14 protein-coding genes and 1 riboswitch are annotated in these 14,497 nt (G+C 66.2%); of the genes, 4 read left to right on the top strand and 10 right to left on the bottom strand.

Annotated features, from left to right (window positions below; translation table 11 throughout):
• Window positions 1–23: 23 nt before the first annotated feature.
• Together MJ603_RS05115 and MJ603_RS05110 are read right to left on the bottom strand one after the other, a co-directional pair.
• On the bottom strand, window positions 24–563 hold the full coding sequence (locus MJ603_RS05115; protein WP_243062565.1) for a cysteine hydrolase: 540 nt from the start codon (window positions 561–563) through the stop codon (window positions 24–26).
• Window positions 560–2,050 (bottom strand): cytosine permease, encoded by a 1,491-nt coding sequence (locus tag MJ603_RS05110; RefSeq protein ID WP_243062564.1) that lies wholly within the window; start codon window positions 2,048–2,050, stop codon window positions 560–562. The genes MJ603_RS05115 and MJ603_RS05110 overlap by 4 nt, the downstream gene beginning before the upstream one ends.
• 139 nt (window positions 2,051–2,189) lie before the next feature.
• Between MJ603_RS05110 and MJ603_RS05105 the strand changes: the two genes are divergently transcribed.
• From MJ603_RS05105 to MJ603_RS05095, 3 genes are all read left to right on the top strand, one after another.
• Window positions 2,190–2,591 (top strand): VOC family protein, encoded by a 402-nt coding sequence (locus tag MJ603_RS05105; protein WP_243062563.1) that lies wholly within the window; start codon window positions 2,190–2,192, stop codon window positions 2,589–2,591.
• A gap of 7 nt (window positions 2,592–2,598) precedes the next feature.
• Complete coding sequence (locus MJ603_RS05100) at window positions 2,599–3,339, top strand: YafY family protein (protein WP_243062562.1); 741 nt, start codon at window positions 2,599–2,601, stop codon at window positions 3,337–3,339.
• Between the two features lie 126 nt (window positions 3,340–3,465).
• A complete protein-coding gene (locus MJ603_RS05095; RefSeq protein WP_243062561.1) occupies window positions 3,466–3,891 on the top strand; it encodes a VOC family protein in 426 nt (141 codons plus the stop codon).
• Here MJ603_RS05095 and MJ603_RS05090 read toward each other — a convergent pair.
• The 7 genes from MJ603_RS05090 to MJ603_RS05060 form a co-directional block, all read right to left on the bottom strand.
• The gene (locus MJ603_RS05090) at window positions 3,888–4,763 is read right to left on the bottom strand and encodes a bifunctional methylenetetrahydrofolate dehydrogenase/methenyltetrahydrofolate cyclohydrolase (protein WP_243062560.1); all 876 of its coding nucleotides are present in this window, start codon (window positions 4,761–4,763) and stop codon (window positions 3,888–3,890) included. The genes MJ603_RS05095 and MJ603_RS05090 overlap by 4 nt on opposite strands.
• A gap of 4 nt (window positions 4,764–4,767) precedes the next feature.
• Window positions 4,768–6,093: a serine hydroxymethyltransferase gene (gene glyA / locus MJ603_RS05085; protein ID WP_243062559.1), complete on the bottom strand. Its 1,326-nt coding sequence runs from the start codon at window positions 6,091–6,093 to the stop codon at window positions 4,768–4,770.
• Between the two features lie 38 nt (window positions 6,094–6,131).
• Window positions 6,132–6,260: riboswitch (ZMP/ZTP riboswitch) on the bottom strand.
• Window positions 6,261–6,316: 56 nt separating this feature from the next.
• Window positions 6,317–7,978: a DUF4091 domain-containing protein gene (locus MJ603_RS05080; RefSeq protein WP_243062558.1), complete on the bottom strand. Its 1,662-nt coding sequence runs from the start codon at window positions 7,976–7,978 to the stop codon at window positions 6,317–6,319.
• On the bottom strand, window positions 7,975–8,871 hold the full coding sequence (locus tag MJ603_RS05075) for a carbohydrate ABC transporter permease (RefSeq protein WP_243062557.1): 897 nt from the start codon (window positions 8,869–8,871) through the stop codon (window positions 7,975–7,977). The genes MJ603_RS05080 and MJ603_RS05075 overlap by 4 nt, the downstream gene beginning before the upstream one ends.
• Window positions 8,864–9,820 (bottom strand): carbohydrate ABC transporter permease, encoded by a 957-nt coding sequence (locus MJ603_RS05070; RefSeq protein WP_243062556.1) that lies wholly within the window; start codon window positions 9,818–9,820, stop codon window positions 8,864–8,866. Before MJ603_RS05070 ends, MJ603_RS05075 begins: the two co-directional genes overlap by 8 nt.
• A 4-nt stretch (window positions 9,821–9,824) precedes the next feature.
• Window positions 9,825–11,138, bottom strand: a complete 1,314-nt coding sequence (locus MJ603_RS05065) for a sugar ABC transporter substrate-binding protein (RefSeq protein WP_243062555.1) — start codon at window positions 11,136–11,138, stop codon at window positions 9,825–9,827.
• Between the two features lie 2 nt (window positions 11,139–11,140).
• Window positions 11,141–12,376 carry a Gfo/Idh/MocA family protein gene (locus tag MJ603_RS05060; RefSeq protein WP_243062554.1) on the bottom strand — a complete coding sequence of 412 codons (1,236 nt, stop codon included), beginning with the start codon at window positions 12,374–12,376 and terminating at the stop codon, window positions 11,141–11,143.
• Between the two features lie 348 nt (window positions 12,377–12,724).
• Between MJ603_RS05060 and MJ603_RS05055 the strand changes: the two genes are divergently transcribed.
• Window positions 12,725–13,510, top strand: a complete 786-nt coding sequence (locus tag MJ603_RS05055; RefSeq protein ID WP_243062553.1) for a DeoR/GlpR family DNA-binding transcription regulator — start codon at window positions 12,725–12,727, stop codon at window positions 13,508–13,510.
• A 13-nt stretch (window positions 13,511–13,523) separates the two neighbouring features.
• Here the strand turns inward: MJ603_RS05055 and MJ603_RS05050 are convergent, their stop codons facing one another.
• The gene (locus tag MJ603_RS05050) at window positions 13,524–14,495 is read right to left on the bottom strand and encodes an aldo/keto reductase (RefSeq protein WP_243062552.1); all 972 of its coding nucleotides are present in this window, start codon (window positions 14,493–14,495) and stop codon (window positions 13,524–13,526) included.
• Window positions 14,496–14,497 lie beyond the last annotated feature (2 nt).

Raw genomic sequence — 14,497 nt, 5'->3', positions numbered from 1 at the left:
TCAAGACTAGCGAGCGGCGCAGCTCAGGCCAGAACCGACGCTACATCCGTCACGTCGATCAGCGGCGCGTAGAGGGCCATCGCGTCGAGCGCGCGGCGGTGGTCGGCGTCGGTGGCGCCGGCACAGGCATCCGCTGCCACGCGAACGTGAACGCCGGCATCGGCTGCCGGGAGCGCCGTCGAGAGCACGCAGCAGTCGGTGGACACGCCGGCCAGCACGAGTTGCCGCGAGCCGCCGGTCGCCGCGTCGAGAGCGTCACCCCATTTGCCGAACGTGGTCTGCGTGACGACCTCGTGCGAGGGGTCGGGCGCATCGACCAGCCGGTACAGCGGGTCGTCGTGCGGCACGAGCGCGAACGGCCACAGTTCGTAGTACGGCCCCCACGCGCCCTCGGGGTGTTCGGGCGCCACGAACCTGGTGTGCACGACGCGGTCGCCGAATGCCGGAAGAAGGCGGCGGATGCCGGCGCGCGCCTGCTCGAACCGCGGCGTGTACCAGCCGCTCGCCGGGTCGCCGAACACGGCCTGCATGTCGATGACGACGAGCCAGGGGTCGTCGCTCATGCTTCGTCACCCGCCGCCTCCTGCGTGCGCACTCGCGCCCGCCCGAACAGCACGACGCCCAGGTAGCCGACGACCAGAGCGACGAGCACGCCGAGGTTGGCACCGCCCCAGATGCCGCTGCGTCCGCCGAGTCCGAACGGCCCGAGCAGGTAACCCTGCCAGTTCAGCCAGTCGAGTCCGTACGGGTTGGTGACGAGCCCCCAGCCGACCGCAGTGCCGATCACGAGCAAGGCGATCGCCAGCCAGTTCCAGCTGCCGTAACGTCCGTGCGAAGTGAACAGGTCGCGGTCGGAGTAGCTCGTGCGCCGCAGCGTCATGTCGGCGAGGAAGATGCCGCACCACGCAGCGATCGGCACACCGAGCGTGATGAGGAAGCCCTGGAACGGGCCGATGAAGTCCGGCGCGAAGAACACGATGTAGATCGCGCCGATGATCATGATGACGCCGTCGATCAGTGCCGCGGCCGGCCGAGGGATGCGAAGCCCAGCACTCAGCAGCGCGATCCCGGACGAGTAGATGTCGAGAACGGCACCACCGATCAGGCCGAGCACTGCGACGATGAAGAACGGGATGAGGAACCACGTGGGCAGGATCGTGGTGAGGGCGCCGATCGGGTCGCTGCCGATGGCATCCGCAAGCCCTTTCGACGAGCCGGCGAGCATGAGACCGAAGACGACGAGGATGACGGGTGCAAGCGATGCGCCGAACGTGGTCCAGCCGGTCACGCCACGGCTGGAGGACTTGCGCGGCAGGTAACGCGAGTAATCGGCGGCGGCCTGCACCCAGCCGAGGCCGAAGCCGGTCATCATGAAGACGAATCCGCCGATGAGCTGCGGGAGGTCCCCACTCGGGATCGCCGCGATCTTGCCGAAGTCGATGTGGTTCCACACCAGCGCGATGTAGACCACGGTGAGCACGGCGGTTGCGATGGTGATGACGACCTGCAGCCTCATGATCACGTGGAAGCCGAAGACACCGCCGCCGATCACCAGCACCACGACGACGATCAGCGTGATGACCTCGGTGGTCGTCCCTCCTGCGCCGCCGAGCTCCTTGAAGACGGTTGTGGTCGCCAATACGGCCAGCGCGACGAGCACGGTCTCCCAGCCGACGGTGAGAAGCCACGAGATGACGGAGGGAACCTTGTTGCCATTGACGCCGAATGCCGCCCGGCTGAGCGTCAGCGTCGGGGCTGAGCCGCGTTTGCCTGCGAGCGAGATGAAGCCGCAGAACAGGAAAGAGACGACGATGCCCAGGATGCCCACGATCGTCGCCTGCCAGAACGAGATGCCGAAACCCAGCAGGAACGAGCCGTAGCTGACGCCGAGCACCGACACGTTGGCGGCGAACCACGGCCAGAACAGGCCGCGCGGGGTGCCCTGCCGTTCGCTCTCGTCGATGGAGTTGAGGGCATTGAGCTCGACGGCCGTGAACTTCGGCGCGTCGGGGTGCGAGCCTTCGGTCTGGTCGTTCGTCGTGGTGGACATCGTCTCTCCGATGTGGGCGGTGGGTGAGTATGGTCGGTCGGCTTTGCGAGGAATGTAGCGCAGGCCGAGGGCCGGCGGGTAGCGGCCGCACCGAGCGACCCGCGGCGTGGATGTCACCGGCGTGCTGCAGACTCGATGCGTGGACATCCAGCTGAGCATGGTCATCCTCGAGGTTCGCGATCTGGCTGCCTCGATCGAGTTCTATCGAAGCCTCGGCCTCGACGTGCCGGATCCGCCGGCAGAGCGCCCACTGGTCATCCATCGCATGCCGAGTGGTGTGAGCCTTCTGCTCACCACGAGCTTCGCTTCGGTCTACGACGCGAATTACAGCAGGCCGGCATCCGGCTACCAGCAGATGCTCGAGTTCTTCGTCGGCACCGACGACGCCGTCGACGACATGTGGGCGAAAGCGACCGCTGCCGGCTACCACGGCAGGATGTCGCCGGCCAAGACCATCGGTCCGTATGCGGCCATGGTCGACGACCCGGACGGCAACGTCATCCTGTTGACGTCGGACGAAGCGGGCTCCCCGGCGAGCTGAGCACGGCGTGAATCGCACCGATCGTCTGTACGCACTCGTCGAAGAGCTGCGGGCGGTGTCGCCGCGACCGCGGAGCGCCACGTGGCTCGCGCGACGTTTCGAGGTGAGCGTGCGTACCGTCGAGCGCGACCTCGGCGCCCTGCAGCAGTCCGGGGTGCCGATCTGGGCCGAGCCAGGACGCACCGGCGGATACTGCATCGATCGCGATCGAACGCTTCCCCCGGTGAACTTCACCCCGTCCGAGGCGGTGTCCGTTGCCGTCGCTCTGCAGTCCACGGCGGGGTCGCCGTTCGAGCAGGCAGGCAACGCCGCTCTGCGCAAGCTGCTCGCCGCCATGCGCGACGACGACACCGAATCGGCGGGCGACCTGGCGTCCCGAGTTCACTTCGTCGGCGCGCTCGGAGCACTCGGCGCGCGCGAGACATCGGACCGCGACGGTTCGCACGCAGAGGCGGGCATTCCCGTTGCCATCGTCGACGCCGTTGCGTCCCGCCACGTGCTGCGCCTGGGCTATCGGGACAGAGCGGGGAACGCCACCCGACGCGAGGTGGAACCCCTGGGATACATCGGCGCGACGAGCGGATGGTATCTGCTCGCGTGGTGTCGTCTGCGGCACGGCATCCGCGCCTTCCGATTCGACCGTATCGAGCGCGTCACCGCCACGACCGAGGTGGCATCGCCGCGGCGCGTGACCACCGAAGAGATACAGGTGCCGGAGGGCGACCTTCGAACGCTCGCGCTGTTCTGAGCCCGGCTCTCGCCGAACTGCACGACCTACGCCGAAACACCGACACGGGGGTGTCGCGCGACCTCGAAACGCTGGTGTCGTGTCGTCGCCAACGTTCTGCGACGGACATCCAGAAAGGTCTCCCTCATGAATCTCGTCTCCATCCGCCTCATCACCGACGACCTCGACCGACTCGTCGCGTTCTACGAATCGATCACGGGCATCGAAGCGACCCGGCCCGCGCCGGTCTTCGCCGAGATCCGCACTCCGAACGGCACTCTGGCGATCGGGCACAGCTCGACCGCCGACCTGTTCGGCCCCGGATCGGTACGCGCCGCCGACAATCACACGGCGATCATCGAATTCCTGGTGGCGGATGTCGATGCCGCCTTCGCGGCGCTCGAGGGCACTCTCGTCGAGATGGTGCGGCCGCCGAGCACGATGCCGTGGGGCAATCGTTCGCTGCTCATCCGCGACCCCGACGGAACGCTCGTCAACCTCTTCACGCCGGTGACTCCGGAGGCGAAGGAGAAGTTCGCGGAAGCCACCGGTGTGAAGAGGTCGGCGCGCTAGAGGCGCTCCGCGGCCTCCACCACGTTGGTCATCAGCAAGGCGACGGTCATCGGGCCGACTCCGCCGGGGTTCGGCGAGAGCCAGCCCGCGACATCCTCGACTCCCGGCGCCACGTCGCCGTACACCTTCGACTTGCCGGTCGCGGGGTCGTCCTCGCGCGTCACGCCGACGTCGAGCACCGCGGCGCCCGGCTTCACGTCTTCTGGTCGAACGAGGTGCCGCACCCCGGCGGCCGCGACGATCACGTCGGCCTGGCGCAGATAGAACGGCAGGTCGAGCGTGCCGGTGTGGGTCAGCGTCACCGTCGCGTTGATCGCACGCCGAGTGAGCAGCAGGCCGATCGAACGCCCGATCGTCACGCCGCGCCCGACGACCACGACGTGCTTGCCCTTCAGGTCGTAGTCGTTGCGCAGCAGCAACTCGATCACGGCCCGCGGTGTGCACGGCAGCGGCGTGGTGATCGGGGCATTCACGTTGAGCACGAGCCGGCCGAGGTTCGTGGGATGCAGGCCGTCGGCATCCTTCGCCGGGTCGATCCGTTCGAGGATCGCGTCGGTGTCCAGGTGCTTCGGCAGTGGCAGCTGCACGATGTAGCCGTGGCAGGTGGGATCGGCATTCAGAAGATCGATGGTCGCCTCGACCTGCTGTTGCGTGGAATCAGTCGGCAGCTCGACCTGGATCGAGTTCATGCCGATCGCCTCTGACTGACGGTGCTTCATGCCCACGTACAGCTGCGACGCCGGGTCGGCGCCGACGAGCACCGTCGCGATGCCGGGGACGATGCCCCGCTCCCTCAGCGCCGCGACGCGTTCCGCCAGCTCCTGCTTGATGGCTGCGGCCGTCGCCTTGCCGTCCAGCTTGATCGCTGTCATCGACTCAGCCCTGGATGCTCGAGGAGAGCTCGACGTTCTCGGCCGGCTGTCCCGACGGGCCGAGACCCGGGTAGAGCGGGAAGGCGTCCGTCAGCGTGCGCACGCGGGCGCGCAGGGCCGGGATGTCGGCATCCTGTCGCAGCGCCAGCGCGATCACGTCTGCGACCTCGGTGAACTCGACGTCGCCGAAACCGCGGGTCGCGAGCGCGGGCGTGCCGATGCGCAGACCCGAAGTGACCATCGGGGGGCGGGGATCGAACGGCACCGCGTTCTTGTTGACAGTGATGCCGACCTCGTGCAGGCGGTCCTCCGCCTCTTTGCCGGTGAACTCCGACGTGCGCAGGTCGACGAGCACCAGGTGAACGTCTGTGCCGCGGGTGAGCACGTCGACGCCGACCTCGCGGGCGTCAGGTGCGATCAGTCGCTCCGCGAGGATCTGCGCGCCGCGGATGGTGCGCTCCTGACGTTCACGGAACTCGTCGGTCGCCGCGAGCTTGAACGCCGTCGCCTTCGCCGCGATCACGTGCATGAGCGGGCCGCCCTGCTGGCCGGGGAACACGTTGGAGTTGAGCTTCTTCGCGATGTCGGCGTCGTTGCTCAGGATGAAACCGGAGCGAGGGCCGCCGATCGTCTTGTGCACGGTGGAGCTGGTCACGTGCGCGTGGGGAACGGGCGACGGGTGCAGTCCCGCTGCGACGAGTCCGGCGAAGTGCGCCATGTCGACCCAGAGCGTCGCACCGACCTCGTCGGCGATCGCGCGGAACGCAGCGAAGTCGAGGTGACGCGGGTAGGCGGACCAGCCGGCGATGATCACCTTGGGCTTGTGCTCGATGGCCTTCTGGCGAACCACGTCCATGTCGACGCGGAACGTCTCGGGGTCGAGGCCGTAGGAGACGACGTTGTAGAGCTTGCCGGAGAAGTTGAGCCTCATGCCGTGCGTGAGGTGCCCGCCGTGGGCGAGCTCGAGGCCGAGGATCGTGTCGCCCGGCTGAGCGATCGCGGAGAGCACCGCGGCGTTCGCGGACGCCCCCGAGTGCGGCTGCACGTTCGCGAACTGCGCACCGAAGAGCGACTTGGCACGCTCGATCGCGAGGTTCTCCGCGATGTCGACGTATTCGCATCCGCCGTAGTAGCGACGGCCGGGGTACCCCTCCGCGTACTTGTTCGTGAGCACGGAGCCCTGCGACTCGAGCACGGCGCGCGGAACGAAGTTCTCGCTCGCGATCATCTCGAGATAGTCGCGCTGGCGGCCGAGCTCGAGGTTGAGCACCTCGGCGATCTCGGGATCGACCTCGGCCAGGGGCGCATTGAAGGTGTCGGAAACGGTCATGACTGGCTCCTCATCCAGGGGCGGACGTTGCACGTGTTCGCGTCGGCCCAGGCGTGCGGCCGAATCCGCCCTCGAATCTCAGAGCTGGGTCGCTCCCCGATGGTGAACCATCCGCGACGGATGCCGAATGCCCGACACACGCCGATACGCCAGTTGCGACGGTTGCGATCTTACCAGCGCTGCGGGCATCGTCTGGCCCCTGCTGCGTCGCAGCGCGCGCGAGTCAGCCCTCGACGAGGCGCGCGTTGATCGCCTCCCGCACGCGCAGGTAGTGCACCGGATCGACGGAGAACCGATCGAATCGCAGTCCTCCATCGGGATCGATGAGCTCCAGCACCGCCTCGATTCCGTCCCGGTCGCGCAGCGCCTGCATCGCGCGGTGATCCGCCATCGCCTGCGCGAACACCCGGTACCGGATCGACGGCAGCGGATGCCCGTCCTCCCCCGGGTAGACCACGAACGGGTCGCCTCCCGGGAACGCCCCGCCGGCCGTGGTGTCCCTGAACGGATCCACGAGGCGAAGGGAGTGCCAGGAGTAGTAGAAGTTGAAGCCCCAGTGCAGGAACCCGTCGATTCCGAACGCGAACAGCTGATGTCCGAGCACCCGATTGCGTGCCGAGGGCAGCGCGAAGAACCGATTGGCGACGTCCCGCTCCTGCGAGACGCAGTAGTACGCCCACAGTTCGTCGGGCCGATCGGCCAGGAACGGCTCGATGGCATCCGTCGCCACCACGGGAACCGGGACCGCTCCACTGCTGTAATAGGCGAAGTCGCTCAGCGCATCGACGATCCGACGCCCCTCGAGGAGGTCGGTGACCACGGATTTCGCCGCGAGATAGTTCTCGAGTTGCACGCGTCCGTGCGGCTCGTCCGAGACGTGGAACACCACTTTCCCCGGCTCCACCTCATCGTCGAGCACGTTGACGAGCGCGGGCAGGAGCTGCTCCAGGAACCGGCGGTAGCGCGGATCCGTCGCAGACACTTCCCAGCCGAACAGGCGGACGGTCTCGCCGTCGCGCCGCGCGTAGATCGCGGGCGTGAACTCGGCACCCCACTGGGTGAAGAGATGAGCGACCTCGACGCCCTTCACCCCGTTGCGACGGCACAGCTCGAGCCAGCGCGCCAGCTTGCCGAACCCGAAACGGTACTCGCCCGCCGAAGTCTCCTCGACGTCCACCAGCTGCACGGGCGTCCGGTAGTGACCGATGCCGGTGTCGAGAGGCGGCGTCCAGACCGGGGCGAGCAGCGAGTTGACGCCCATGCCTGCGGCGGACTCGACGAAGCGCTCGAGCAGCTCCCAGTGCGCCTCGCTGAACACCGGCACTCGATAGTGGTCAGCGACCGCGTCGACGTGCAGCCAATGACTGTTGACGATGTCGAGCTCGGGAAGCCTCACCCCGAGCACCCGCACGACGACGTCCTCACGGAAGCGTTCGCGCCCCTCGTCGTCCGAGACGACGATCGTGATGGTGTGGATGCCCGTGCGCGAGTCGTCGTCGACCAGCAGGTCGAGCCACACGGCACGCCAACTGCCGAAGAGCGGCCACAGTTCGCCGCCGTTCAGCGGCACCAGCACATCCGGGTACAGCCCCGGAGCGTCGCGGTCGTACCCGTCGTCATGCCCGGGGAACGCCGGCAGCTCGCACGGCACGAGATCCACTCTTCGAACCTCGACGAGATCCGCGGAGTCGCCGACGACGTCGAGGTGCAACGGCCTCGGGTCGCGGAGCGACCCGTCGAACGGCGGTCGGTAGGCGAGCTGGAACGACGCGGGCTCGCCGAGCGTGACGCTCAGGCCGACGTCATCCGCTCGCGGGCGAGGGTCGGCATCCGGGTAGACCTTCTCGAGAGCGTCGCAGATGACGAACTGCCAGTCGGTCGTCATTTCAGCCCACTGCGTCCGATGCCGGCGACCACTCGCTTCTGCAGCACGATGAACAGAATGAGGATGGGGAGCATCGCCATCAGGCTCGCCGCCATCAGCACCGGGTAGTTGTTCCCGTGCACGCCCTGCAGGTTCGCCAGCCCGACGCTCAACGGCGCGGAACCGGCACTCGAGGTCACCACCAGCGGCCACATCAGGTCGTTCCACGACCACAGCACCGTGATGATGCCCAATGCCCACAGCCCGTTGGATGCCAGCGGCAGCATGATCCTCCAGAAGATCATGAACGAGCTCGCACCGTCGATGCGGGCGGCATCCTCCAACTCCTGCGGCAACCCGAGGAAGAACTGTCGCATCAGAAAGGTGCCGAACGCGCTGAAGACACCGGGCGCGGCGATTCCGATGACCGTGTTCAGCCATCCGAGGCCCTGGATGATCTGGTACTGCGGGATCAGATAGATCTGCGCGGGCACCATGATGATCGACAGGATCACGCCGAGGATGACGCCCCTCGCGGTGAACCGCATGCGCGCGAACGCGTACCCCGCGATCGAGCACAGCAGCAGCTGCCCGACGAGCCGCACGGCGGTGATGGCAGCGGTGATCCACAGCTCCTGGCCGAACGGCATCTGGGCGAACACGTCGAGATAGTTGTGCCACTGCAGCACCCCCGGCCAGATGGTCGGAGGAGCGCTCTCGACCTGCTGGTTCGTCGACAGGGACATGATCACCTGGTAGATCAGCGGCGAGACCATGATCAGGCCACCGATCAGCAGGACCGTGTGCGCGCCGGCGTTCGACTGCGTGCGGTGGCGCCGCGGACGACGAGCCTCCCTCTGCAGCTCTGCCGCGTTCTGGCCGAGGACGGCCGCTGTCGACACGTTCTCAGACATAGTTCACCCACTTCCGTTGCAGACGGAATTGCACGGCGGTGAGCGCCGCGATGATGACGAGGATCAGAATGCCGATCGCGCTCGCGTAGCCCTGGTTGTTCTGGAGGAATGCCTCGTTGTAGAAGATGTAGACCAGGCTCTGCGTCTGCGGCATCGCGAGGTTGGATTTGCCGAGCATCACGTAGAGCAGGTCGAAGAGCTGGAAGCCGTTGACCACCGTGATGATCGACACGAAGAAGATGCTCGGCGTGAGAAGCGGAACCGTGATGCTGCGGAACTGGCGGAAGCGCGAAGCGCCGTCGACCTGGGCGGCCTCGTACAAGTCGGCGGGAATCTCTCGGAGCCCGGCGCTGATGATGATCAGGTTGAAACCGAGCGACATCCACAGCCCGACGATGGAGACCGCGACGAGTGCGAAGCCGGGGGTGGCGAGCCAGTACGGTCCCGCGATGCCGAACAGCGAGAGGAACCAGTTGATGGGTCCGAAATCGCCGTTGAAGATGAGCCTCCACACGATGCCCACGGCGGCCGGCATGGTCACGTACGGAATGAAGTACAGGGTGCGATACAGCCCGCGGAACCGCATGCCGGGGCGCTCGATCAAGGAGGCCAGCCCAACAGCGATCGGAATTCCGAGCATCACGATCACCGTGTAGATGGCGGTGTTGAGGATGGACTGGGGAATCTGCGGGTCCGAGAACATCGTCAGGTAATTGGCGAGACCCGTGAACGTGGAGCCGCCGAAGACGCCGACCGTCGTGAAGCTGAGGTAGAAGGTCTTCAAGATCGGCCAGAGATAGAACACGGCGACGCCGAGCACGGTGGGCAGAACGAAGATCCACGGCCACGGGCCGTCCGGCCGTAGCCCGCGACGCCGGGGCCGGGAGGCCTTGGCCGTCCCGGGCCCCGCTGTCCCGACCGTCGAGGTCTCTGCAGTAGAGGCACTCATCGGCTCAGTCCTTCGCGAGCTCTGCGTTCATCTGCTCGGCAAGCTTCTTCGCCGCTGTCGCCACCGGTGTCTGACCCGCGAAGGCTGCGGGGAGGATGTCCGACTCCATCTGGTTCCACGCGGAGGTGTTCTTCGAGATCGGATACGGCGACGCGACCTTCGCCTCGTCAAGGAAGAGTTGCAGGTCGAGACCTTCGATGGAGTTCGCCCAGACGGTCTGGCTCCCGTTGAACGCGGGAATCACCACGCCGGCATCCGCCTGTAACAGTGCGGGCGGCTTGCCGCCGAGGTAGGACACGAATGCCAGCGCGGCCTCCGGTTCTTTGGTCGTTGCGGAGATGACGTTGCCAAGCCCGTGGATCACGCTCTGGTTGCTCTTCGGCCCCTTCGGCAACTGCACGACGCCGAGCTTGTCGCCGAATGCCTGGTGATACGGCGCGGTCTCCCAGTCGCCATCCATCACCATCGCCAACTTGCCGGACGTGAACCAGTCGTTGGCGAGCGTGGTGGTCAGCTGCTGCATCGACGGCGAGATCCCCGCCGCGATGATGTCGGCCCAGAATTGCAGGCCCTTGATCGAACCGGGCAGGTCGTACCCCGACTTCTTGTGGTTCGACGAGATGATGTAGCCGCCGCCCTGCAACATCGTGTTGTACCAGGACGTCTGGCCGCCTGTCAGGTCGCCCGCGAACCCGAAGACGCCCTTGCCGAAGTGGTCGGAGACCTTCTTCCCGTTCGTCTTGAGGTCGTCCCACGTCCATGACGACGTCGGCACTGCTGCGCCTGCCTGACCGAGCATGTCCTTGTTGTAATAGAGACCGACCGTGTCGAAGTCCTTCGGCGTCCCGTACAACCTGCCGTCAACGGTGTAGAGGTTCACGAGCGCCGACGGATAGTTGCTCTTCTTGATCTGGCCGGCGCTCACGAGCGAATCGATGGGCATGAGCTGGTTGTTCAGGGCGAAGAGCTGAATGTTCGGCCCGTTCATCCAGAGCACGTCCGGCAGGTTCTTGCCTGAGGCGAGGGTCTTCATCTTGGTCCAGTAGGCACCCCCGGCCGACGGAGTGAGCTGGATGTTGACCGTGACGTTCGGATAGATCTTGTTGAAGCCCTTGATGATCTTCTCCATCGCAGGCTGCTGGTTGACGTCCCAGATCGCGTAGCTGATGGTCGCCTTCAGGCTTTTCGCCGGCGGCGTGTAGGCGGATGCCTGCGAACCGCTGCCCGAGGAATCCGAGCTGCAACCGACGAGGGTGGCACCGAGTCCGAGGCCGACGCCGCTGAGCGCGGCCAAGGAGAGGAAGGAACGACGGTCCATGATCAGTTCGCTTTCTGTGAGGTGGAGGTGCGTTGATGTCCGGCGAAGTAGTCGAGAAGGTCGGGGCCCAGTTCGGGGATGCGCTGAGGAGTCGACCCGTGACGAAGCGACGTCGTTGCTGCGACGCCGGCGGCGACCGCATTGCGCGCGGCGACGGGCGAGGTGTCGGTCGGCGCATCCTCGACGACGAAGCGGAGGAACTCGGCGACGGTGAGCGCGTCGGCGCCGTTGTGACCGCCCTCGCCCTCGGGGATCGGGTACGAGAGGTCTCCCGATTCGTTGTACGAGGTTCGCTTGTTCCAGACGCGCACCGTTCCACCCTCGGAGTCGCCGAAGTTCTCGAGCCGACCTTCGGTGCCGATCACGGTGTAGTTGCGCCAGTAGTCCGGTGTGAAATGACACTGCTCGTAGCTGGCCAGCACGCCGTTGTCGAGGCGCATCGACACCATGGAGATGTCCTCGACGTCGATGACCGGGTTCAGCCCGCGCTGGGCGGTCGGCGGCCAGTTGTCATACGAGAACCAGTCCTGCATGACGCTGTCGGAGTTGTCAGCTCTGTCGGCGATTCCGCCGTAGACCGCGAGCTCGCCCATGGCAACGACCTCCGTGCTGTACCCGCCGGCGAGCCAGTGGATCACATCGATGTCGTGCGCACCCTTCTGGAGGAGCAGACCGGTGGTCTTCGCGCGCTCTGCGTGCCAGTCCTTGAAGTAGTAGTCGCCACCGTTGCCGACGAAATGACGGCACCAGACGGCTTTGACCTCTCCGATCGCGCCCTCGAGAATGAGCCGCCGCATCAGTCGAACGACGGGCATGTGGCGCATGTTGTGACCGACGTACAACTTGGCGCCAGAGGCGTTGGCAGCTCGAAGGACCTCGTCGGCACCCTCGATGGTGATGGCGAGAGGCTTCTCGAGATAGACCGCGACTCCCGATGCCAGGAGCTGCGTGGCGATCGCCGCGTGCGTGTGATCGGGAGTCGTGATGAACGCCGCGTCGATGCCGAGGCGGATCAGGGCGTCAACGTCGTCGACGACCGCGACGTCGGAACCGAAGTAGTCGGCCGCGCGCTCACGGCCGCGCGGGTCCGAGTCCGCCACGCCGACGATACGTGCCGGCACCACCGAGTCCACCGCGTTGAGGGCGAGCTTGCTTCTCGCACCTGCTCCGACGACGCCGATCCTCAGTTCTCCGCCACCCGGCTGTCCACCGCTGGGCTGCGCGCCGCGTTCACTCATGGTCAGTCCTCACGTCGTCGTGGAGCATGCCGGTCATTCCAGCACACAACGTCGTGACGATGCAAGACGGATATTGCATGAAACTCCCTCAGTTCGATCATCTTCAATCATTCGATTGGATCTATCCGCGTGTTTACGCCTCGATCGTGTCGACGAGTCACGGTGCTCACTACTCAAGCGGATGCTTGTTACATGCGCATTTCGATCATCATCAAGCATGTAAAGATCACGTAGCGGTCAGAATGATGGAGAGCACCGGCAGCGATGGGTCGTGACCGCAGACCAGCCTCGGAATCCCAGGCGCTCCGGCATACTGACTGAGCGAGCCGAAGGCGGAGAGGATCGTGGATGAAGCGCAGTGAGCGACATCGTGCAGTGCTCGACCTCCTGGCAGAGACCGGCAAGGTCGAGGTCGACGAGATCGTCGAGCGCCTCGACGTATCGCCTGCCACGGCGCGACGGGATCTCGACTCGCTGGCCGCGCAACAACTGCTGACTCGCACCCGAGGCGGAGCGACAGGTCAGTCCGTCGCTTACGATCTGCCGCTGCGTTACAAGCGCGAGCAGCACACGCGGCAGAAGGAGGCGATCGCCCGTGCGGCGAGCGCGCTTGTGCCCCGCGGTGCGGTGGTCGGGCTGTCAGGAGGCACGACGAGCACGATCGTGGCGACAGCACTCGGCGCGCGACCGGACTTCGCCGACATGTCTGCGCATCCGTCACTGACGGTCGTCACCAACGCGATCAACATCGCGGCGCAGCTGGTGATGAGACCGCAGATCAAGATCGTCATGACCGGCGGTGTAGTCCAGGCCCGCTCCTACGAACTGGTGGGCCCGTACACGAACGCCGTGCTCGATCAGATCACCATGGACTTCGCCTTCATCGGCGTCAACGGCGTCGATCCGGCGTTCGGCGCCACGGTGCACGACGAACACGAGGCGACCGTGAACGCGCTGATGGCCCGTCGCGCCGAGCGCCCCGTGCTCATCGCGGATTCCAGCAAGATCGGACGCCGCGCCTTCGCCGCCGTCGGCGATCGCAGGCTCTTCGAGACTCTGATCACGGATGACGGCATCACGGATGAGCAGCGCGCCTCGTTCGAAGCCGCCGGCGTGCACGTCATCGTCGGTTGAGCGGTGACCTGAGCTACTTGAACCCGGCCACCGTGTGCGGGCGATACGGCTCCTCGAGGCGAGCCGTCTGCTCATCGGAGAGCTGCAGGTCGATGGCGGCGACGGCATCCGTGAGGTGGGATTCCTTCGTCACTCCCACGATCGGGGACGTCACGGCCGGCTGGGCCATCACCCACGCCAGGGCGACCTGCGCTCTTGGCACGCCCAGTTCGGCGGCCACCTCGGCGACGCGCTCGACGACGATGCGGTCCTCGTCGCGGTACAGCGTCTTGCCGAACTCGTCGGTCTCGCTGCGGTTCGAGGTCGCATCCCAATCGCGCGTCACCTTGCCGCGGGCCAGCGGGCTCCACGGGATGACGCCGACACCCTGATCGAGGCAGAAGGGCAGCATCTCGCGCTCCTCCTCGCGGTAGATCAGGTTGTAGTGGTCCTGCATCGAGACGAACCGGGTCCAGCCGCCGAGATCGGCGGTGTACTGCGCCTTGGCGAACTGCCACGACCACATCGACGACGCACCGATGTACCGCGCCTTGCCCGCTTTCACGACGTCGTGGAGCGCCTCCATGGTCTCTTCGATCGGCACCTCGTAGTCCCAGCGGTGGATCTGGTAAAGGTCGACGTAGTCGGTGCCGAGCCGACGCAGGCTGTTGTCGATCTCGGAAAGGATGGCCGCCCGCGAGAGGCCGGCGCCGTTCGGGCCCTGGCGCATGCGGCCGTGCACCTTGGTCGCGAGCACGATCTCGTCGCGCTTCGCGAAGTCGCGCACGGCTCGACCGACGATCTCCTCACTGCTTCCCACCGAGTACACGTTCGCCGTGTCGAGGAACGTGATGCCCGCCTCGAGTGCCGCCTTGATGAGCGGGCGCGACGCTTCTTCGCCGAGCGCCCACGGGTGTCCACCACGCGACGGATCCCCGAAACTCATGCAGCCGAGCGTGACTGCGGAGACTTCGAGGCCACTCGATCCAAGACGTACATATCGCATGG

The organism is Humibacter sp. RRB41, from assembly GCF_022761015.1.
Classification (GTDB): Bacteria; Actinomycetota; Actinomycetes; order Actinomycetales; family Microbacteriaceae; genus Humibacter.
The sequence above is the reverse complement of the archived record's forward strand: the minus strand, read 5'-3'. Positions and strand labels throughout refer to the sequence as shown.